Annotated in this window: 17 protein-coding genes; 11 read left to right on the forward strand and 6 right to left on the reverse strand. The window is 71.7% G+C overall.

Going from position 1 to position 19995, the window contains the following annotated elements:
* Positions 1 to 68 precede the first annotated feature (68 nt).
* From mce to AS594_RS11310, 7 genes are all read left to right on the forward strand, one after another.
* Positions 69 to 509, forward strand: coding sequence for a methylmalonyl-CoA epimerase (gene mce / locus AS594_RS11280; protein WP_069926889.1), 441 nt, complete (start codon positions 69 to 71; stop codon positions 507 to 509).
* A gap of 188 nt (positions 510 to 697) precedes the next feature.
* A complete protein-coding gene (gene scy, locus AS594_RS11285; protein ID WP_069926890.1) occupies positions 698 to 4852 on the forward strand; it encodes a polarized growth protein Scy in 4155 nt (1384 codons plus the stop codon).
* Positions 4853 to 4974: 122 nt separating this feature from the next.
* Positions 4975 to 5913: a coiled-coil domain-containing protein gene (locus AS594_RS11290; protein WP_069926891.1), complete on the forward strand. Its 939-nt coding sequence runs from the start codon at positions 4975 to 4977 to the stop codon at positions 5911 to 5913.
* 91 nt (positions 5914 to 6004) lie between these two features.
* On the forward strand, positions 6005 to 6994 hold the full coding sequence (locus AS594_RS11295; protein ID WP_069926892.1) for an ABC transporter ATP-binding protein: 990 nt from the start codon (positions 6005 to 6007) through the stop codon (positions 6992 to 6994).
* 3 nt (positions 6995 to 6997) lie between these two features.
* A complete protein-coding gene (locus AS594_RS11300; RefSeq protein ID WP_069926893.1) occupies positions 6998 to 7768 on the forward strand; it encodes an ABC transporter permease in 771 nt (256 codons plus the stop codon).
* A 127-nt stretch (positions 7769 to 7895) separates the two neighbouring features.
* Positions 7896 to 9158 (forward strand): ABC transporter ATP-binding protein, encoded by a 1263-nt coding sequence (locus tag AS594_RS11305; RefSeq protein ID WP_069930440.1) that lies wholly within the window; start codon positions 7896 to 7898, stop codon positions 9156 to 9158.
* Positions 9155 to 10012 carry an ABC transporter permease gene (locus AS594_RS11310; RefSeq protein WP_069926894.1) on the forward strand — a complete coding sequence of 286 codons (858 nt, stop codon included), beginning with the start codon at positions 9155 to 9157 and terminating at the stop codon, positions 10010 to 10012. Before AS594_RS11305 ends, AS594_RS11310 begins: the two co-directional genes overlap by 4 nt.
* Positions 10013 to 10030: 18 nt before the next feature.
* Here the strand turns inward: AS594_RS11310 and AS594_RS11315 are convergent, their stop codons facing one another.
* Positions 10031 to 10360 (reverse strand): ATP/GTP-binding protein, encoded by a 330-nt coding sequence (locus AS594_RS11315; protein ID WP_069926895.1) that lies wholly within the window; start codon positions 10358 to 10360, stop codon positions 10031 to 10033.
* A 205-nt stretch (positions 10361 to 10565) separates the two neighbouring features.
* Between AS594_RS11315 and AS594_RS11320 the strand changes: the two genes are divergently transcribed.
* The gene (locus AS594_RS11320) at positions 10566 to 11606 is read left to right on the forward strand and encodes an LLM class flavin-dependent oxidoreductase (RefSeq protein ID WP_069926896.1); all 1041 of its coding nucleotides are present in this window, start codon (positions 10566 to 10568) and stop codon (positions 11604 to 11606) included.
* 77 nt (positions 11607 to 11683) lie between these two features.
* Here AS594_RS11320 and AS594_RS11325 read toward each other — a convergent pair whose 3' ends face one another.
* Positions 11684 to 12076 (reverse strand): SCO5389 family protein, encoded by a 393-nt coding sequence (locus tag AS594_RS11325; RefSeq protein ID WP_069926897.1) that lies wholly within the window; start codon positions 12074 to 12076, stop codon positions 11684 to 11686.
* 210 nt (positions 12077 to 12286) lie between these two features.
* On the opposite strand from AS594_RS11325, the gene nucS reads away from it, so the two are divergent.
* Positions 12287 to 12958 carry an endonuclease NucS gene (gene nucS, locus AS594_RS11330; protein ID WP_028813196.1) on the forward strand — a complete coding sequence of 224 codons (672 nt, stop codon included), beginning with the start codon at positions 12287 to 12289 and terminating at the stop codon, positions 12956 to 12958.
* A gap of 237 nt (positions 12959 to 13195) precedes the next feature.
* Here the strand turns inward: nucS and AS594_RS11335 are convergent, their stop codons facing one another.
* The 4 genes from AS594_RS11335 to AS594_RS11350 all read right to left on the reverse strand — a co-directional run bounded on the left by AS594_RS11335 (position 13196) and on the right by AS594_RS11350 (position 18359).
* A complete protein-coding gene (locus AS594_RS11335) occupies positions 13196 to 15982 on the reverse strand; it encodes an ATP-binding protein (RefSeq protein ID WP_069933032.1) in 2787 nt (928 codons plus the stop codon).
* Positions 15983 to 16258: 276 nt separating this feature from the next.
* Positions 16259 to 16582, reverse strand: a complete 324-nt coding sequence (locus AS594_RS11340; protein WP_069926899.1) for an STAS domain-containing protein — start codon at positions 16580 to 16582, stop codon at positions 16259 to 16261.
* Between the two features lie 148 nt (positions 16583 to 16730).
* Positions 16731 to 17579, reverse strand: a complete 849-nt coding sequence (locus tag AS594_RS11345) for a 3-hydroxyacyl-CoA dehydrogenase family protein (RefSeq protein WP_069926900.1) — start codon at positions 17577 to 17579, stop codon at positions 16731 to 16733.
* A 138-nt stretch (positions 17580 to 17717) separates the two neighbouring features.
* On the reverse strand, positions 17718 to 18359 hold the full coding sequence (locus AS594_RS11350) for a TetR/AcrR family transcriptional regulator (RefSeq protein WP_069926901.1): 642 nt from the start codon (positions 18357 to 18359) through the stop codon (positions 17718 to 17720).
* A gap of 79 nt (positions 18360 to 18438) precedes the next feature.
* On the opposite strand from AS594_RS11350, the gene AS594_RS11355 reads away from it, so the two are divergent.
* Positions 18439 to 19236, forward strand: a complete 798-nt coding sequence (locus AS594_RS11355; protein WP_069926902.1) for an ABC transporter ATP-binding protein — start codon at positions 18439 to 18441, stop codon at positions 19234 to 19236.
* Entirely contained in the window at positions 19233 to 19988 is a 756-nt protein-coding gene (locus AS594_RS11360) for an ABC transporter permease (protein ID WP_069926903.1), read from the forward strand. The genes AS594_RS11355 and AS594_RS11360 overlap by 4 nt, the downstream gene beginning before the upstream one ends.
* Positions 19989 to 19995: the final 7 nt, after the last annotated feature.

The raw sequence follows: 19995 nt of genomic DNA on the forward strand, positions 1-19995 counted from the left end.
GTCACCGGGCAGCAAGTGTGATCGCGCGCACGTTGCGTAACCACCTCCAACCGCGCTGCACTGGACCCATGCTGACGCGAATCGACCACATCGGGATCGCCTGTTTCGACCTCGACAAGACCATCGAGTTCTACCGCTCGACCTATGGCTTCCAGGTGTACCACTCGGAGGTCAACGAGGAGCAGGGCGTACGTGAGGCCATGCTCAAGATCAACGAAACGTCCGACGGCGGCGCCACCTACCTCCAGCTCCTGGAGCCCACCCGCGAGGACTCCGCGGTGGGAAAGTGGCTGGCCAAGAACGGTGAGGGGGTCCACCACATCGCCTTCGGCACCCCGGACGTGGACGCCGACGCGGCGGACATCCGGGACAAGGGTGTGCGGGTCCTCTACGACGAGCCGCGTATCGGTTCCATGGGCTCCCGCATCACGTTCCTGCACCCCAAGGACTGCCACGGAGTACTCACGGAACTGGTCACTTCGGCACCCGCCTCCACCTCCGAGCACTGACCGGAGCACTGTCCCCCTGATCCCACGCCGGTAGAGTGGGCGGTTCCGGTCCGGGGCCGGACCGGGGCCTGTGACTCATGCCTCACTGTTGATCTGAGACCATTCCCCCGGGGGCCGCCCGAACTCTGGGCGGTGCTTGTTTCGGAGAGTCGGAAGAGTTGCGACCAGGGGACGGATGGGACCGCGCAGTGCGGGGCTACGAACGGCACGAGCCTGACGACCATCTCTCGCGGTTCGAAGCCGAGATGGAGCGGCTGAAAACCGAGCGGGAGAAGGCGGTTCAGCACGCCGAGGACCTCGGCTACCAGGTCGAGGTATTGCGCGCCAAGCTCCACGAGGCGCGGCGCAACCTCGCGTCCCGCCCCGCCTACGACGCGGCGGACATCGGTTACCAGGCCGAGCAGTTGCTCCGTAATGCCCAGATCCAGGCGGAGCAACTGCGCACCGACGCCGAGCGCGAACTTCGCGACGCCCGGGCGCAGACGCAGCGGATCCTCCAGGAGCACGCCGAGCACCAGGCAAGGCTCCAGGCCGAGTTGCACACGGAGGCGGTCACCCGTCGCCAGCGGCTCGACCAGGAGCTCTCCGAGCGCCGCCAGACCGTCGAGGCCCACGTCAACGAGAACGTGGCCTGGGCCGAGCAGCTCCGCGCCCGTACCGAGGCGCAGGCCCGCCGGCTCCTGGAGGAGTCCCGCGCCGAGGCCGAGCAGTCCCTGGCCGCCGCCCGCGCCGAGGCCGAGCGCGTCGCCCAGGAGGCCCGCCAGCGCCTCGGCGCCGAGGCCGAGAACGCCCGCGCCGAGGCCGAGGCGATCCTGCTGCGCGCCCGCAAGGACGCCGAGCGCCTGCTGAACGCCGCCTCCAACCAGGCGCAGGAGGCGACGACCCACGCCGAGCAGCTGCGTACGTCGACGACCGCCGAGTCCGACCAGGCACGCCGCCAGGCCGCAGAACTGAGCCGTACCGCCGAGCAGCGGATGCAGGCGGCCGAGACGGCGCTGCGCGAGGCGCGCGCCGAGGCCGACAAGGTGCTCACCGAGGCCAGGGAAGCGGCGGCCAAGCAGCTGACGACGGCCGAGTCCGTCAACGAACAGCGGACCCGTACGGCCAAGTCCGAGATCGCCCGGCTGGTCGCCGAGGCCACGAAGGACGCCGAGGCGCTCAAGGCGGAGGCCGAGCAGGCCCGCGCCGACGCCCGCGCCGAGGCGGAGCGGCTGGTCGCCGAGGCCGCCGAGAAGGCCCGTACCGCCGCCGCCGAGGATTCCGCCGCCCAGCTCGCCAAGGCGGCCCGTACCGCCGAAGAGGTCCTCACCAAGGCGTCCGAGAACGCCAAGGAGACCACCCGCAAGGCGTCCGAGGAGGCCGAGCGGATCCGCCGCGAGGCCGAGGCGGAGATCGAGCGGCTGCGCAGCGAGGCGGCGGCCCAGGCCGATCAGCTCAAGGGCGCGGCGAAGGACGACACCAAGGAGTACCGGGCCAAGACGGTCGAGCTCCAGGAGGAGGCACGCAGGCTGCGCGGCGAGGCCGAGCAGCTGCGGTCCGAGGCGGTCGCCGAGGGCGAGCGGATCCGCGGCGAGGCCCGCCGCGAGGCCGTGCAGCAGATCGAGGAGGCGGCCAGGACCGCCGAGGAGCTGCTGACCAAGGCGCGGGGCGACGCCGACGAGCTGCGTACGTCGGCCACGACCGAGAGCGAGCGCGTCCGCGCCGAGGCCATCGAGCGCGCCACGACCCTGCGCAAGCAGGCCGAGGAGACCCTGGAGCGCACCCGCGCCGAGGCCGACCAGCTGCGCGCCGAGGCCGAGGAGCAGGCGCAGCGGACCACCACCGACGCCGAGGAGGCCGCCCGCGCCCTGCGCGAGGAGGCCGAGCGCGCCATCGCCGCCCGCCAGGCCGAGGCCGCCGAGGACCTGACCCGGCTGCGCACCGAGGCCGAGCAGCGCGTCGCCGCCGCCGAGCAGGCGCTGGGCGAAGCCAGGGCCGAAGCGGAGCGGCTGCGCCGGGAGGCCGGCGAGGAGATCGAGCGGCTGCGGACCGAGGCGGCCGAGCGGGTACGTACGCTCCAGGCGCAGGCGGAGACCGAGGCCGAGCGGCTGCGGACCGAGGCGGCAGCCGATGCCTCGCAGTCGCGCGCCGAGGGCGAGGCCGTCGCCGTACGGCTGCGCAGCGAGGCGTCGAACGAGGCCGAGCGGCTCAAGACGGAGGCGCAGGAGAGCGCGGACCGGATCAGGTCGGAGGCCGCAGCCGCGGCCGAGCGCGTCGGGGCCGAGGCCGCCGAGGCACTGGCCGCCGCCCAGGAGGAGGCCGCGCGCCGCCGCCGGGAGGCCGAGGAGACGCTGGCCGCGGCCCGCGAGGAGGCCGAGCGGGAGCGTACGCAGGCCCGTGAGCAGAGCGAGGAGCTCCTCGCGTCCGCCCGCAAGCGCGTCGAGGAGGCCCAGGCCGAGGCGCAGCGCCTGGTCCAGGAGGCGGACTACCGGGCGACGGAGCTGGTCGCCGCCGCCGAGCAGACCGCGCAGCAGGTGCGGGACGCGGTGGCCGGGCTGCACGAGCAGGCCGAGGAGGAGATCGCCGGACTGCGCAGCGCCGCCGAGCACGTGGCGGAGCGCACGCGGACCGAGGCGCAGGAGGAGGCGGACCGGCTCCGCGCCGACGCCTACGAGGAGCGGGAGCGGGCCACCGAGGACGCGAACCGGCTGCGCCGGCAGGCGCAGGAGGAGACCGACGCGGCGAAGGCGCTCGCGGAGCGCACGGTCGGGGACGCGATCACGGAGGCGGAGCGGCTGCGCGCCGACTCCTCGGAGTACGCGCAGAGGCTCCGTACGGAGGCTTCCGACGCGCTGGCCTCGGCCGAGCAGGACGCCGCCCGTTCGCGGGCCGAGGCCCGCGAGGACGCCAACCGCATCCGCAACGAGGCGGCGGCGCAGGCTGACCGGCTGATCGGCGAGGCGACCGGCGAGGCCGAGCGCATGGCGGCCGAGGCGGTGCAGTCGCTGACGGCGGCCGGACAGGACGCGGCCCGGATGCGGGCCGAGGCGGAGCAGATCAAGGCGGACGGCGAGGCCGGGGCCGAGCGGCTGCGGGCCGAGGCGCGCGAAGAGGGCGAGCGGGTGCTCGACGAGGCGCGCGAGGCGGCGGACAAGCGGCGCGGCGACGCGGCGTCCCAGGCGGACAAGCTGGTCTCCGAGGCGAGCGGCGAGGCGGAGCGGCTCGTCGCCGACGCGAACGCCGAGGCCGAGCGGCTGCGCGCGGAGGGCGAGCGGGTGCGGGCCGAGGCACGCGAGGAGTCCGACCGGATCCTGGACGAGGCGCGCAAGGCGGCGGACAAGCGGCGCGCCGACGCGGCGGCGCAGGCCGACCAGCTCGTCGCCGAGGCGAGCGGCGAGGCCGAGCGGCTGCGCGCGGAGGCCGCCGAGATGGTGGGAAGCGCCCAGCAGGCGGCGGAGCGCATCAGGTCCGAGGCCCAGAAGGTCAAGGCGGACGCCGAGGAGGCGGCCGAGCGGATGCGCGCCGACGCCCGTACCGAGGCGGACCGGCTGCTCGACGAGGCCCGTCAGGCGGCGTCCAAGCGCCGCGCGGACGCGGCAGAGCAGGCCGACCAGCTGATGGCGAAGGCCCAGGAGGAGGCGCTGCTCGCCGCGACCAAGGCGGAGGAGCAGGCCGACACGATGGTCGGTGCGGCCCGCAAGGAGGCCGAGCGGCTGGTCGCGGAGTCGACCGTCGAGGGCAACTCGCTGGTGGAGAAGGCCCGTACGGACGCCGACGAGCTGCTGGTCGGTGCCCGCCGGGACGCGACCGCCATAAGGGAGCGCGCGGAGGAGCTGCGGACCCGTACCGAGGCCGAGATCGAGGAGCTGCACGAGCGGGCCCGCCGGGAGACGTCCGAGCAGATGCGGACGGCCGGCGAGCGCGTCGACAAGCTGGTGAAGGCCGCGACGGAGCAGCAGGCCGAGGCCGAGGCGAAGGCGAAGGCGATGATTTCCGAAGCGAGTTCGGAGGCGGGCAAGGTCCGTATCGCCGCGGTGAAGAAGGCCGAGGCGCTGCTCAAGGAGGCCGAGCAGAAGAAGGCCGAACTGGTACGTGCGGCCGAGCGGGTGCACGCCGAGGCCGAGGCCGAGGCGGCCCGCATGGTCGAGGAGGGCCGGCGGGAACTCGATGTGCTCGTACGCCGCCGGGAGGACATTCAGGCCGAAATCAGCCGTGTCCAGGACGTACTTGAGGCGTTGGAGTCCTTTGAGGCACCGACCGGGGGCGGCAAGGCGGCATCGAACAGCGGCTCAGGCGGGGGCGCGGTCAAAGCCGGCGCGGCAGCGGGTTCCACTCGTTCGGGTGGCAAGTCATCCGACGGTTAGCCACTCAAAAGGGGTGTCATTCTCCAGATCAAACCGGCATTGACTCGATGACACGCCGCTTCGGCCCCTAGGATTCCCCCTAACACCTCACCGGTCACATTCGACAGGAACCCAGGAACCCCATGAGCGACACTTCCTCCCCCTTCGGCTTCGAGCTCGTGCGGCGTGGTTACGACCGCGGTCAGGTGGACGACCGCATTACCAAACTCGTCGCCGACCGTGACAGCGCTCTGGCCCGAATCACTGCTCTGGAAAAGCGCATCGAGGAACTCCACCTCGAGACGCAGAACGCCCAGGCCCAGGTGAGCGACGCAGAGCCGTCGTACGCCGGACTCGGTGCGCGCGTCGAGAAGATCCTCCGCCTCGCCGAGGAGGAGGCGAAGGACCTGCGTGAGGAGGCCCGTCGCGCCGCCGAGCAGCACCGCGAGCTGGCCGAGTCGGCCGCGCAGCAGGTGCGCAACGACGCCGAGTCGTTCTCCGCCGAGCGCAAGGCGAAGGCCGAGGACGAGGGCGTTCGTATCGTCGAGAAGGCCAAGGGTGACGCCTCTACGCTGCGCAGCGAGGCCCAGAAGGACGCGCAGCAGAAGCGTGAGGAGGCGGACGCCCTCTTCGAGGAGACCCGCGCCAAGGCCGCCCAGGCCGCCGCGGACTTCGAGACGAACCTGGCCAAGCGCCGCGAGCAGTCCGAGCGGGACCTGGCTTCGCGTCAGGCCAAGGCCGAGAAGCGTCTGGCCGAGATCGAGCACCGCGCCGAGCAGCTTCGTCTCGAGGCCGAGAAGCTGCGTACGGACGCGGAGCGCCGTGCCCGTCAGACGGTGGAGACCGCTCAGCGCCAGGCCGAGGACATCGTGGCCGACGCGAACGCCAAGGCCGACCGGATCCGCAGCGAATCGGAGCGCGAGCTGGCGGCGCTCACGAACCGCCGCGACTCCATCAACGCGCAGCTGACCAACGTCCGCGAGATGCTGGCCACGCTGACCGGTGCGGCTGTCGCCGCCGCCGGCGCCCCGGCCGACGACGAGCCGATCACCCGCGGCGTCCCGGCGCAGCAGACCCGCTAGTCCGAAGCGGAAGCAGTCACGCCGCAGAGGGACTCAAAAGCCCCCCGTCATTCCGGTGGCGGGGGGCTTTGCGCGCCCTTAGCGTGGCCGCATGATCGAGCTGTCGGGGCTGACGAAGCGTTACGGCGAGAAGGTGGCCGTCGACCACCTGACCTTCACCGTGCGGCCGGGCGTCGTGACCGGCTTCCTGGGCCCGAACGGGGCGGGCAAGTCGACGACCATGCGGATGCTGCTGGGCCTGGACAACCCGACGGCCGGCGACGTCCGTATCGACGGCAAGCACTACGCCGACCTCAAGGACCCGCTGAAGTACATCGGCGCGCTCCTGGACGCCAAGGCGATGCACGGCGGTCGCAGCGCGTACAACCACCTCCTCTGTCTGGCGCAGAGCAACGGCATCCCCCGCAGCCGGGTCTCCGAGGTCCTGGAGACGGTGGGCCTGACGTCGGTGGCCAGGAAGCGCGCCAAGGGCTTCTCGCTCGGCATGGGGCAGCGTCTGGGCATCGCGGGAGCGTTGTTGGGCGACCCCGAGATCCTCATGTTCGACGAGCCGGTCAACGGCCTCGATCCCGAGGGCATCCACTGGATCCGGAATCTGATGAAGTCGCTGGCGTCCCAGGGGCGTACGGTCTTCGTCTCCTCCCACCTGATGAGCGAAATGGCGCTCACCGCCGACCACTTGGTCGTGATCGGCCAGGGCAGGCTGCTCGCCGACACGTCGATGGCCGGCTTCATCCGGGAGAACTCGCGCAGTTACGTACGCCTGCGCTCCCCGCAGCAGGAGCGGCTGCGTGATGTCATCCACGAGGCGGGCATCAAGACGGTCGGCGCGGCCAACGGATCGATGGAAGTGGACGGCGTGAGCGCGGAGCAGCTCGGCGAGCTCGCCGCCCGGCACCAGCTCGTACTCCACGAGCTGAGCCCTCAGCAGGCATCGCTGGAGGAAGCCTTCATGCAGCTGACCGCCGAGTCCGTCGAGTACCACGCGCATTCGGGCGGCGCGGCGGGCGCGCCGCCCGGGGCGGGCTGGGGCGCCGGAGTGCGGCAGCGGCACGAGAAGAAGAACGGGAAGGGGGTTTGAGTCATGGCTGCCACCCAGGTACTCAAGTCGGAATGGACCAAGATCAAATCGGTTCAGTCCACTGTTTGGACACTCGGCCTTGCCGCGATCGTCACAATCGGCCTCGGCGTACTCATCAGTATTCTTTCCAAGAACGAATTCAAGAAGATGAGCGCGGAGGACAAGCTCGCCTTCGATCCGACGTTCGTGAGTTTCGCGGGCACGAGTCTTGGGCAGCTTGCAATGATCGTTTTCGGTGTTCTCGTCGTGTCGAACGAATACAGCACCGGAATGATCCGCATGTCGCTCGCCGCCGTCCCGCAGCGCGGCACCTACCTCTTCGGCAAGCTCACCGTCGCCACGGCTCTCGCGCTGGTGGTCGGCATGGTCACGAGCTTCGCCGCCTTCTTCCTCGGCCAGGCGATGCTCGGCGACCTGAGGGCGGACATCTCCGACCCCGGTGTACTGCGCGCGGTGATCGGCGGCGGTCTCTACATGACCCTGATCGCACTGTTCTCGATGGGCGTGGCCACGATGCTGCGCAGCCAGGTGCTCGCCCTCGGCGTCCTGATGCCGTTCTTCTTCCTGCTGGCGCCGATCCTGGGCAACGTCTCCGCGACCAAGAAGGTCGGCCAGTACCTCCCCGACCAGGCGGGCAGCAAGATCATGCAGGTGGTCCCGCCGATCGACGACGAGGCACCGTACGGCCCCTGGGGCGGACTGCTGATCATGGCGCTGTGGGTGGCCGCTGCGCTCGTGGGCGGTTACGTCCTGCTGAAGAGGCGGGACGCGTAGGCCCGGTGCCTCCCCGGCGCTTAGCAGGAACCGTCAGCTCCTGGTTATCCTCCTAACCCTTACGGGGGCGCGTTCGGCCATGAGGTCACAGCCCCGACGACCCGAACTGTCGATGGGGCTGCACACAATGATCGAGGCAGTCGGCCTGACGAAGCGCTACGGCGCCAAGACAGCCGTGTACAACCTTTCCTTCCAGGTTCGCCCGGGCACGGTGACGGGCTTCCTCGGCCCCAACGGTTCCGGCAAGTCCACGACGATGCGCATGATCCTGGGGCTCGACGAGCCCACCTCGGGTCATGTCACCATCGGCGGCCATCCCTTCCGCCGCCTCCCCAACGCCCCCCGGCAGGTCGGCGCCCTGCTCGACGCCAAGGCCGTGCACGGCGGCCGCAGCGCCCGCAGCCACCTCCTGTCGCTGGCGCAGCTCTCCGGCATCCCCGCCCAGCGGGTCGACGAGGTACTCGGCGTCGTGGGCCTCCAGGAGGTCGCCAGGCGGCGCTCCAAGGGCTTCTCGCTCGGCATGGGGCAGCGCCTGGGCATCGCGGCGGCGCTCCTCGGCGATCCGCAGGTACTGCTCTTCGACGAGCCGGTCAACGGTCTCGACCCCGAGGGCATCCACTGGGTCCGCAATCTCATGAAGACGCTGGCCGCCGAGGGCCGTACGGTCTTCGTCTCCAGCCACCTCATGAGCGAGATGGCGGTCACCGCCGACCACCTGATCGTGATCGGGCGCGGGCAGCTGCTCTCCGACATGAGCGTCAAGGACTTCATCTCCGCCAACTCCGCCGACTTCGCCCGGGTGCGTACGCCGCAGACCGAGCCGCAGCAGCGCGAGAAGCTGTCCTCGGTACTGACCGAGGCCGGGGCGCACGTCATGACCGAGCAGGACGGGGCGCTGCGCGTCACCGGGCTGCCGCTGCCGCGGATCAGCGACCTCGCGAACGACGCCGACGTACGGCTGTGGGAACTCTCGCCGCACCAGGCGTCGCTGGAAGAGGCGTACATGCGGATGACCCAGGGCGCGGTGGACTACCGGTCGACCGCCGACCAGCTGGCCGGTTTCCAGCAGCCGCAGCAGCCCGGTGGTTACGCCGAGCCCGTAGCCCAGCAGGGCTGGTACGCCCCGCCGCCGCCCCAGGCGGGCGGGCAGCCGCCCTTCGCGGGCGCCCCGCTGCCGGGCGGCCCCGGCTACGCGGTCCCGGGCCAGGCACCGGGCGGCCCCGGTTACGCGGCCTCCGGCCAGGCCCCCGCGCCGGGCCACAACCCGTACGCGACGCCGGCCGCCCCGGCGGCGCCTCCGGCTCCCGCCGCCGCCCCCGCGCCCGGCGTGAGCGCGCCCGCCCCCGACCTGACCAAGCGCGACAGCGACAGCCCCGAGGACGCCCGATGACGACCCCGTACCAGCAGCAGGCCCCTCAGCAGGCCCCCCGGCCGTACGCACCGCAGGGCGTCGCGCCGTACGTCTCCCCCATCCCGGTGCGCAGGGCGACCCTGGGGGACGCCCTCGCCTCCGAGTGGACGAAGATCCGGTCGGTGCGCTCCACGATGTGGACGCTCGGCGTGATGATCGTGCTCATCGTCGGCGTCGGCCTGCTCGGGGCGGTCGCCGTCGGCTCGTCCGGCGCCGACCTCGGCGAGACCCCGGTGCTGAGCCTCGGCTTCTTCGGTGTGCTGCTCGGCGCCATCCCGGTGATCACACTCGGCGTGATGACCGTCGCGTCCGAGTACGGCACGGGCATGATCCGTACGACCCTCACGGCCTGCCCCAGCCGTTCCCGCGTGCTGACCGCCAAGGCGATCGTCTTCTTCCTGCTGGCCTTCGCCATCACGCTGGTCACCACCGCCGCCGTCGGCGCGCTGCACACCGCGATGCTGGACGGCTCCGAGCCCACCGGCACGGCCTGGCTGCGCGCGACGGTCGGCGTCAGCCTCTACGTCGCGACGCTCGGCCTGCTGTCGCTCGCCATCGGCTCACTCATCCGGCACTCGGCGGGTGCGATCACCATCATGATCGGCCTGGTGCTGCTCCCGCTGGTGCTGGCGATGTTCATGTTCTCCGAGACGCTGGCCGACCTTCAGCAGGCGCTCTTCGAGTACTCGATCCCCAACCAGCTCAGCGTCTTCTACGACGCCTCCGTCACCACCTCCGGCCCCTCCGGCTGGGAGCCGCTGTGGATCCTGCTGGGCGTCACGGCCGCCGCTCTGGGCGGTGCCTTCCTCGCCCTGGAGAAGCGCGACGTGTGACGGCGCGGGCCGCGCGGGTCAGTAGCGCGGGGCGTTACGGGACCGCTGCACCTTCGTGGTGCGGCGGTCCCGCGCGTTCCAGCACGCCTTGTGCCAGTGTCTGCGGTCGTCGACACCGCCGTACTCCGGCCAGGCCACGAGGTGCGGAACGCCGGACGGGATCTCCTGGTCGCAGCCCGGGCAGCGGTAGCGCTTGCCCGCCGCGCTCGCGCCGGCGACGTGCCGCACCGACCATTCCTCGCCCTGCCACGACTCGGTGCTCTGGAGCCCGAACCTGTCTCCCGCCGCGCCACTTGGGGACTCGGCGGGCTTCTCGCCGCCCTTGGGGCGGTTGCGACGCGGGGACACCTGGAACCTCACGGATCGGACGGCACTGGTTCACCCCAGCCTAGGGCCATCCGGCATGGGTACACGTACCGCAGCGCGCGGGGCCCACCGGGCCCGGCTTACCGGAAAATCGCAACAACTTCACGCGTGCCCGTGCCTTTGGCACGTGTCAGGCGTTGTTGCCAGTAAGGGGGATGCCGCGTCGGCCGCAAGGAGGCAGAAGGCGATGCGTGTCGGAACGTTTGTACTGGCGGCCCAATTCCCGGGCCAGGGCCAGGGGGAGGCGCTGCACCGGGCGGTGCGGTCGGCGGAGGTCGCCGAGGAGGCCGGACTGGACTCGGTGTGGCTCGCGGAGCACCACTTCGTACCGTACGGCGTGTGCCCCTCCGCGGTGACGCTCGCCGCGCTGCTGCTCGGGCGCACCCGGCGCATCCGGGTGGGCACGGCGGTCAGTGTCCTGCCGACGGCGCATCCGGTCGCCCTGGGCGAGCAGGCCGCGCTGCTGCACCTCACCTCGGGCGGGCGCTTCACGCTCGGCGTGGGGCGGGGCGGTCCGTGGGTGGACCTGGAGGTGTTCGGGCAGGGCCTCGCGGCGTACGAGCACGGCTTCCCGGAATCTCTGGATCTGCTGCTGCGCTGGCTGCGCGAACCGCGCGTCGAGGCGCGGGGCGAGCGGTTCGACTTCCGCGAAGTCGCCGTCGTACCACGGCCGGACGAACTGCTGCGCGAGGGGCCCGAGGACAGGGACGGCCCCGAGGTCGTGGTGGCGTGCACCTCACCGAAGAGCGTACGGATGGCCGCCGAGCGCGGGCTGCCGATGCTGCTCGGCATGCACTGCGGAGACGAGGACAAAGCGGAGATGGTCGCGCTGTGGCGCCGGCTCGCGCTCGCCGCCGGACATGAGCCGGAAACGGTCGCGCGGGCGGGTCATGTTTCGGCCGGAGTGGCTCAGATCGCGGACAGCGCGGCCGACGGCACGGAGACACTGACGAAGGCGATGCCCGGCTGGCTCAAGCAGGGGCTCGACGCGCACGTCACGGTCGACGGCCGGCACCGCGCGATGCGGGACCCGGTCGCGTACACGGAGATGCTGTGCGAACTGCATCCGGTGGGCCCGCCGCGGCTGGCCGCCGACCGGCTGGCGGCCACCGCGGAACGGACCGGGATCACGCGCTTCGCGCTGCTCGTCGAGGGGTCGGGCGACCTTGCGGCCACCGAGGAGAACGTACGGCGGCTGGGGTCCGAAGTGCTGCCCCTGCTGTCCTGATGATCACGCCGGCTCCGCGGCGGGCACGCCGCCGCTCCGCATCAGTGCGAGGTCCGCGATACGGAGCGGCGAATGCCTCAGCAGTCCCGAAGTTCCGGCGACTGGTTGAGCAGCTGCCCCCTGATCGAGGTGAAGCGGCCGAGCCGCTCGTCGGAGGACGAGTCCATCGGGAACACCGCTACGCGGTGGCAGTTCTGGAATGCAAGACGTACGCCGAAGTGCCGCTGCAGCGCACCGCGAATCGCATCACTCGCGAGTGCACGCAGGAGCTGACCACGTGCCTGCTCGTCCGGCGGAGGCGTCTGGTTGTCGGCGAACTCGCCACCATCGACCTTCAGCTGTGCCACCAGAGAGCTGATCATCTCCCATGCGTAAGGCAGGGAGGTCCGGACGCAGTCGACGAAGGCGGCTTCGTCGACATCGCCTCGCTCGGCCTGTTCCAACAGTGCCGGTGAGACGTCGAGCGACATGGGTTCTCCTCTCGCGACCCCGGGGCCGGGGTCTTACGGGCAGGGAAGACGGACGACGACGCAGAGTGCACGTACGACGACCTCCTGCATCCAAGTTAAGCGTGCGATCCGGGCCGCACCAGGAGATTGGGAACACAACCAGCCAACAACGAAGGGGGTCTTACTGGGCGAATCGCGTAGAGCACTCGTCGTCGAGTAGCGTTGCGCCCCATGCGTCTCGTCATTGCCCGCTGCTCCGTGGACTACGCGGGCCGGCTCACCGCCCACTTGCCCTCCGCCCCCCGTCTGATCCTGGTGAAGGCGGACGGCAGCGTGTCGATCCACGCCGACGACCGGGCGTACAAACCGCTCAACTGGATGTCCCCGCCATGCACCCTCAAGGAGGGCACGGGCGACGACGCCGGCACCTGGACGGTGATCAACAAGGCGGGCGAGAAATTGATCATCACCATGGAGGAAGTCCTCCACGACTCGTCCCACGAACTGGGCGTCGACCCCGGTCTCATCAAGGACGGCGTGGAAGCGCACCTCCAGGAGCTGCTGGCCGACCGCATCGACACGCTCGGCGAGGGCTACTCGCTGATCCGCCGCGAGTACCCGACGGCCATCGGCCCGGTGGACATCCTGTGCCGCGACGCGGACGGCGCGACGGTCGCGGTGGAGCTCAAGCGGCGCGGTGACATCGACGGCGTGGAGCAGCTCACCCGCTACCTCGAACTGCTCAACCGCGACCCGCACCTGGCGCCGGTGAAGGGCATCTTCGCCGCGCAGGAGATCAAGCCGCAGGCGCGCGTACTGGCGACCGACCGCGGCATCGGCTGTGTCGTCCTGGACTACAACGCGATGCGCGGCATCGAGGACGACAAGCTCCGCCTGTTCTGACGGCGGGGCCGGGGGCCGGGCGGACCGCACTCCGCCGAGCCCGAGCGGGACCGCTCGGGCTCGGCGGCCGCCCTGCGCCGGCGGACGGGCCGCAGGACGGCCGTGGGCTCAAGGGTGTCCTTGTGCCGGCCTGGTGGCCGCCCCGCGACCGGGCTCAAGGCCGTCGCCTGCGAGCGGGCTCGCGGCCGTACCTACGCCGGGCTCAAGGCCGTCCTGCGACCGGGCTCGCGGCCGTACCTACGCCGAGCTGGTGGTTCCGGAGGCACTGGACGCGGCCGGGGCGCTGTCGCTCGGGCCGCTGCCGCTCGTGGTGGTGCCGCCGTCCGCCGTGCTGCCCTCGGTGGTCCCGCCCTCGGCGCCACTCGTCGTACCGCCGGTCGCGCCGCCGTCCGTGGAGCCGCCGTCCGTCGTCCCACCGTCCGTCGTCCCACCGTCGGTGGTGCCGCCGTCCATGGTTCCGCCGTCGGTCGTGCCACCGTCCGTCGTGCCGCCGTCGGTCGTGCCGCCGCTCGTGGTGGGACCGCCGGTCGTCGGGCCACCCGTGGTGGGACCACCGGTCGTCGGGCCGCCAGTGGTCGGACCACCGGTCGTGCCGCCGCTCGTGGTGGGACCGCCCGTGGTCGGGCCCCCCGTCGTCGGGTCGTCCGAGGCGGGCGGCCTGCTGCCCGGCGACGACGCGTCGTCGTCCGTCGGCCTGCCGCTCTTCGAGGGTTCTTCGCCGGCGGCCCCGCCGCCCCCGCCGCTGCCCGGCCGCGGCTGTCCCGAGGTGCCGGGACCGGACGGACGGTCCGGGTCGACCGGGCGCTTGGTCGAGCCCTGCGTCGGCTCGTCGGCGACGAGCCCGTCCCCGGTGTCGTCCTCGTTGGCCGACTGCTCGGACGTGACCCTGTTCCGCGGTTCCTCGTTGTCCGACGTCGCGCCGAGCGTCACCACCGTGCCGAGTACCGCGACGAGCAGCGCGCCCGCGCCCGCCGCGACCATGTTGCGCCGGGCGCCGCTGAGCACGGCGAGACGGCCGCCGCCGGCCTCCGGCGAGCGGTGCGTGACCAACGTGCTGTCGTCGCCGGGCCGTTCGGGGCGGCCGGGCAGCGACAGGGGCACGACGGCCGCCGGTACGCCACCGGGCGGCGACGCCGACTCCTCGTACCGCGCGGCCGGTACCTCCTCGCCCGCGGGCGTACGTCCGCCGAGGACCAGAGCCCCCGCACCCGCTCCCGCGGCGGCACGGTCGGCTACCAGCGCCAGCGCCCTGCGGCCGGCGACGGTGCCGCTCTTGTCCGCCACGGCGCCACGCATCGCGACGGACGCCTCCAGCTCGGCCCTGGCGCGGTCCAGATTGCCCGTACAGAGCGCCAGTACGCCCAACTCGTGGTGGAAGTAGGCCTCCTCGGCCACCTCTCCGGCGATGCGCGCGGCTTCCAGACCGGTGCGCAGCGCCCGCTCCCAGGCGCCCCAGCACAGCCCGGCGGCGAACGCGGGCGCCGCCGTACGGGCCAGCAGGACCGCCGCACTCGCGTGGCCCGCCTCGGTACCCGGCACCAGGGCGCCCATCGCCGCGAGAATCGCGTCGGCCTCCGCCGCTGCCCGCTCGGGGGTGACCGAGGGGTGCCCGGCCCACCAGGCGTAGTGCTGGGCGGCGGTGTGCGCCTGCTCCGGGGCGTCGTCCGCGAACCCGGCCGCCTCCAGCTGTACGGCCACACCGGCCGCCAGCCGGAAGCGCGCCCCCACCGGCGAGAGCAGCCCGCAGCTCATCAGCTCACCGAGCGCGGCGTCCGCGTGGGTGTCCCCCACGAGGGCCGGCAGGTGCGCCTGGTGCGGCACCTCGCCGCCGAGGGCGAGGGCGAAGCGCAGGGTGGCGCGGGCGGACTCGCTCAGCCGGGACGCGAGCAGCGGCGCCGGCATCGCGCCCTCGGCGAGCGACGGCATAGCTACGTCCGGGCCGTCCTCGGCGTCGAAGGGCGCGTCGATCGGCTGCTCGTGGAAGTAACCGTGCGCCTCGAAGGCGTGCGGATCGGCGCGCAGCCGGTCGCGCTGGCGCAGCAGCGCACCGGCCTGGGTGAAGCGCAGCGGGAGCCCTTCGGACTCGAACCACAGGTCGCCCGCCCAGTTGGCCTCGTCGTCCGTGAGCGGCCGGTCCACGGCCCGTTCCAGGAGCTCCAGGCTCGCGCCGCGGCCGAGGCCGGCGAGGAACACCTCCTCGACGTGCGACTCGGGCGAGGGGGCGGGCACGCCGGGCGTCGCGGCGAGCAGGAAGGCGCACTCGGGCGTGGCCTCCAGCAGCTCGTCCAGGGCCGCCCCGCCGAACTCCAGGTCGTCGACGACGACGACGGCGCCGATCTCGTGGACGAGGCCGAGCAGCCCGGCCCGGTCCGGGCGGTGCAGGGGCGCGCTGTAGACGGCGGCGAAGAGGTCGTGGAGCAGCTCGTCGGGGGTGCGGTGGGCTCCGCAGAGCCGTACGACTCCGTCGGGCGCGAGGTCCGCGCAGTCCGCCGCGACGGCGTCGAGCAGTGCCGTACGCCCGGAGCCCGACGGCCCGGTCAGCCGGACCGAGCGGCCGCGTGCGAGCAGCCGTGCGAGCCTCTCGCGCTCCTCCTGACGCTCCAGGAGCGGCAGCTCGGGGGCAGGGGGGCCGGGCGGTACGGGCGGCGTCGCCGCGCGCATCAGCTCGGCGCGGTCGTCGGCGCTGTGCCTGACCGGCCGCTCGGGGCGCCCGGCGGGCGGGCAGACCTCGATCTCGCTGCCGTCGACGGGGTTGACGGTGAGCAGGAAGTCGCCCGCGACGACCCGCACGGTGCGGGCGGGGGCGGACGAGCTCTGCCCACCGCTCTTGCCGGGACCGCTGGGGCTGCCCGGACCGGCGGGGCCCGTGGGGCCGGGACTGTTCCGGCCGCTCTCAGCGCTCTGTGCGAGGGCCGGCGGCAGGGCGTCCCGCGGTGGCCGGCGCGGTCCGTCACCGGTGCCGCTCTCGGCGGGCCGGTCGTTGTCGTGACCGTGCTCTTCCGGTCCTCGGTTCATCGGGTCCATGGTCAGCCCCCCAGATGCGTCGCGTGCGGATGCCCCTCCCGGCCTTTCACACGCTCGCTGTCGCTTCTGGTCCGGTGCCCGCCGTACTCGGGTTCGCCAATCGGCAGGCGACCGAACCCTAGACCTTCGCACAGTATCCGGGAACCAGAGGGGTGCCACCCAGCCCGGGACGTCACAGTCTCGTGAGGATTGTGCGTCCGCCGTACGGATCGCGCCGCTTCGCGCCGTAACGCCGTGCGCTCAAGTGCGCCGTGCGGCTCAAGTGCGCCGTGCGGCTCAGACGCGCGGCAGCGACTCGGCGGCGAGGCCGCCCTCGATGGCGAGAATGCGGTGCAGTCTGGTCGCCACCAGCAGGCGCTGCATCTGGGCCGGTACGCCGCGCAGCACGAGCCGCCGGCCGGCCCGCCCGGCCCGCCGGTGGGCGCCCATGATCACGCCAAGCCCGGTGGCGTCCCAGGAATCCAGCTCGGTCAGGTCCAGCACCAGATCGCCGACACCGTCGTCGACGGCCGAGTGCAGAACCGTACGGGCGTCCGCCGCGCTGCGGACGTCGAGGCGGCCCCCGACGACCAGCTCGACGTGGTCGCCCCTGATGTGCATATGCGCTCCCCGAGAGTGCGTCAGTTCTCCGTGTCGTGTTTCATTCCCTGCACCCAACTGACTGCCTGACGGGCCAGGAAGTTGCCGTCCGTAAGCGAACCGATACCGAATTCACCCCTGGGAGTGACCCCCAGGGGCTGACACGGCATCAGTGCTTGTAGAAGCCCTGCCCGCTCTTGCGGCCGATGTCACCGGCATCAACCATCCGGCGCATCAGCTCCGGCGGAGCGAACTTCTCGTCCTGCGACTCCGTGTAGATGTTGCTGGTCGCGTGCAGCAGGATGTCGACGCCGGTCAGGTCCGCCGTCGCGAGCGGGCCCATGGCGTGCCCGAAGCCCAGCTTGCAGGCGATGTCGATGTCCTCGGCCGAGGCCACGCCCGACTCGTACAGCTTCGCGGCCTCGACCACGAGGGCCGAGATGAGGCGCGTGGTGACGAAGCCTGCCACGTCGCGGTTGACGACGATGCAGGTCTTGCCGACGGACTCGGCGAACTCCCGCGTCGTCGCGAGCGTTTCGTCACTGGTCTTGTAGCCCCGTACGAGCTCGCAGAGCTGCATCATCGGCACGGGCGAGAAGAAGTGCGCGCCCACGACCCGCTCCGGACGCTCCGTCACGGCCGCGATCTTGGTGATCGGGATGGCGGAGGTGTTGGACGCGAGCACCGCGTCCTCGCGCACGATCTTGTCGAGCGCGCGGAAGATCTCGTGCTTGACCTCGAGCTTCTCGAAGACGGCCTCGACGACGATGTCGGCGTCGGCGACCGCGTCGAGGTCGGTGGTCGTGGTGATGCGGCCCAGCGCCGCCTCGGCGTCCGCGGCGTCCAGCTTGCCCTTGGACACGAACTTGTCGTACGAGCCCTTGATGCCGTCACGGCCGCGGGTCAGCGCCGCGTCGGTGACATCGCGCAGCACGACGTCCCAGCCCGCCTGCGCCGAGACCTGCGCGATTCCGGACCCCATGAGTCCGGCTCCGATGACGGCGAGCTTCCTGGCCACGACACACCCCTTGATTCCTTCGGCCTTAACACCTGTTTACTTCAGGCTCTCCGGCGGAGATTAGCGTCCGTGAGGGGTCGTGTGTCGGCGAAGAGATGCGCGTCACGTCTCAAATGACGGACATCACACCGGTACGCCTCATTCGGCGGCCCGTACCGCGTAGTTGAGCGCCTTCTCGCTCAGCAGTTCCTCCATCCCGTCGAGCAGGACGAGAGCTTCACGGGAGACCTCCACGGCCTTGCGGCCCTTGACCATCTCGCCACCGATCCACCCCATGAGGGTGGACTGGAGCCAGGCGAGCTGCCCGGCCATCAGGGCCGGCAGCGGATCGCCGTCGACCGCGCCCGTCTCCTCGCGCAGGGTCCGCTCCAGGCTCTCGACGACCTCCTGCTGGATGGCCCAGAGCCGGGAGCGCAGGGCCTGCGCCTCCAGTACGACGCGCATGAAGCCGGCGTAACCGTCGATCAGGCCGATGGACGGGGCGACCTCTTCGACCTCGCGGTGCAGTTCGCGCAGGACGGCGGCGGCCGCCGACTCGCCCTTGTCACGGCCGCGCACATAGCGCGGCAGCCGGTCGACGATGCCCTTGCTGCGGTCGAAGAAGAGATCTTCCTTCGCCGGGAAGTAGTTGTAGACGGTATTGACGGAGACGTCCGCCGCCTCGGCGATCTCGGCCACCGTCACCGCGTCGAAGCCCCGCTCCAGGAAGAGACCCGTGGCCACATCGGAGATGTGCTGCCTGGTCTGCCGCTTCTTGCGCTCTCTCAGTCCCTCGGCCATGCGCCCATCGTAGCTTCGCTGGGAGCGAATCAAACTTGGAGTCATTGCAAACTTTAAGCGCCTCTGCTTTTCTTGGGGCATGGCAATCATCAGTACGGCCGGACTCACCCGGACCTTCTCGGCCAAGGCGGGTCCCGTCGAAGCCGTCCGCGGCATCGACCTGACCGTCGAACCCGGCGAGATCCTCGGCTTCCTCGGCCCCAACGGCGCAGGCAAGACGACCACCCTGCGGATGCTCACCACGCTCCTCGCACCGACCGGCGGCGCGGCCACCGTCGCCGGTCATGACCTCCTCCTGGACCCCGGGGGCGTACGGCGGAAGATCGGTTACGTCGCCCAGTCCGGCGGCCTGGACCCACAGGTGTCCGTACGGGAGGAACTGGTCACCCAGGGCCGCCTCCACCGGCTCTCCAGGGCCGAGGCGACCGCCCGCGCCGGGGAACTGGCGCGGGATCTCGGTCTCACCGAGCTGATGGACCACAAGTGCGCGGCGCTGTCGGGCGGTCAGCGGCGGCGGCTCGACATCGCCATGGGCCTCACCCACCGGCCCGAGGTGCTCTTCCTCGACGAGCCCACCACCGGGCTGGACCCGGGCAGCCGGGCAGCGCTCTGGCAGCTGGTGCGCCGGCTGCGCGACGAGTACGGCACCACGGTGTTCCTCACCACCCACTACCTCGACGAGGCCGACGCGCTCTCCGACCGACTGGTCGTCGTCGACAAGGGCCTGGTCGCGGCCGAGGGAACGCCGAGCGCCCTCAAGCTCCGGTACGGCGGCTCCATCGACGCCACCCTCCAGGACACCTTCCTCGCCGTCACCGGACGCGTCCCCGCGCCCGTGGACCCCACTCCCCTCGCCGTTCAGGAGATCCGGCCATGAGCGTTCTTCTTTCCGACACCGCGCTCCTCTTCGGGCGCTACGCCCGCCAGACGCTGCGCTCGAAGTTCCAGATGCTCTTCGGCGCCCTGATGCCGCTGCTCTACCTCGTCTTCTTCGGGCCCTTGCTGACCAATCTTCCACTCGGCTCGCAGGGCGATTCGTGGCAGGTCCTCGTTCCGGGCCTGCTCCTCCAACTCGGTTTGTTCGGCGCCCTGTTCGCCGGTTTCTCGGTCATCATCGAGCAGCAGCACGGCGTACTGGAGCGGATGCGGGCCACCCCCGTCAGCCGGCTCGCGCTGCTCCTGGGGCGCGTACTGCGGGACGCCGCGCTCTTCGTGTTCCAGGCGGTGCTGGTGGTGCTGGCCGCGACCGCGCTCGGGCTGCGCGCTCCGCTGGGCGGCATCCTGACCGGCTTCGCGTTCGTGGGCGTACTGACGATCGCGCTCGCCTCGCTGTCGTACGCCCTCGCGCTCAAGGTGTCCCGGCCGCAGGACTTCGGGCCGCTGATCAACGGGGTGAGCATGCCTTCGATGCTGCTCTCGGGCCTGATGCTGCCGATGGCGCTGGCGCCGGGATGGCTGGACGTGCTGTCGCACTTCATGCCGTTCCGGTATCTGGTGGACGCGATGCGGGCCGGGTACGTGGGGGACTACACCGGTACGGCGATGCTCTACGGCGTCCTGATGTCCGCCGCGCTGGTGGTGGCCGCCGTGACGGTGGGCACACGGGTCTTCCGGAAGGCCGGAGCGTAACTAGGCT

Source organism: Streptomyces agglomeratus (assembly GCF_001746415.1).
Lineage (GTDB): Bacteria > Actinomycetota > Actinomycetes > Streptomycetales > Streptomycetaceae > Streptomyces > Streptomyces agglomeratus.

Bases quoted from the DNA above. Each gene is read 5' to 3' on its own strand.
- AS594_RS11350 (WP_069926901.1), bottom strand. From the start codon at position 18,359: ATGGCCGAGGGACTGAGAGAGCGCAAGAAGCGGCAGACCAGGCAGCAC.
- AS594_RS11320 (WP_069926896.1), top strand. From the start codon at position 10,566: ATGCGTGTCGGAACGTTTGTACTGGCGGCCCAATTCCCGGGCCAGGGC.
- AS594_RS11355 (WP_069926902.1), top strand. From the start codon at position 18,439: ATGGCAATCATCAGTACGGCCGGACTCACCCGGACCTTCTCGGCCAAG.
- AS594_RS11360 (WP_069926903.1), top strand. From the start codon at position 19,233: ATGAGCGTTCTTCTTTCCGACACCGCGCTCCTCTTCGGGCGCTACGCC.
- mce (WP_069926889.1), top strand. From the start codon at position 69: ATGCTGACGCGAATCGACCACATCGGGATCGCCTGTTTCGACCTCGAC.
- AS594_RS11335 (WP_069933032.1), bottom strand. From the start codon at position 15,982: ATGGACCCGATGAACCGAGGACCGGAAGAGCACGGTCACGACAACGAC.
- AS594_RS11290 (WP_069926891.1), top strand. From the start codon at position 4,975: ATGAGCGACACTTCCTCCCCCTTCGGCTTCGAGCTCGTGCGGCGTGGT.
- AS594_RS11310 (WP_069926894.1), top strand. From the start codon at position 9,155: ATGACGACCCCGTACCAGCAGCAGGCCCCTCAGCAGGCCCCCCGGCCG.
- AS594_RS11340 (WP_069926899.1), bottom strand. From the start codon at position 16,582: ATGCACATCAGGGGCGACCACGTCGAGCTGGTCGTCGGGGGCCGCCTC.
- AS594_RS11300 (WP_069926893.1), top strand. From the start codon at position 6,998: ATGGCTGCCACCCAGGTACTCAAGTCGGAATGGACCAAGATCAAATCG.
- AS594_RS11305 (WP_069930440.1), top strand. From the start codon at position 7,896: ATGATCGAGGCAGTCGGCCTGACGAAGCGCTACGGCGCCAAGACAGCC.
- nucS (WP_028813196.1), top strand. From the start codon at position 12,287: ATGCGTCTCGTCATTGCCCGCTGCTCCGTGGACTACGCGGGCCGGCTC.
- AS594_RS11325 (WP_069926897.1), bottom strand. From the start codon at position 12,076: ATGTCGCTCGACGTCTCACCGGCACTGTTGGAACAGGCCGAGCGAGGC.
- AS594_RS11295 (WP_069926892.1), top strand. From the start codon at position 6,005: ATGATCGAGCTGTCGGGGCTGACGAAGCGTTACGGCGAGAAGGTGGCC.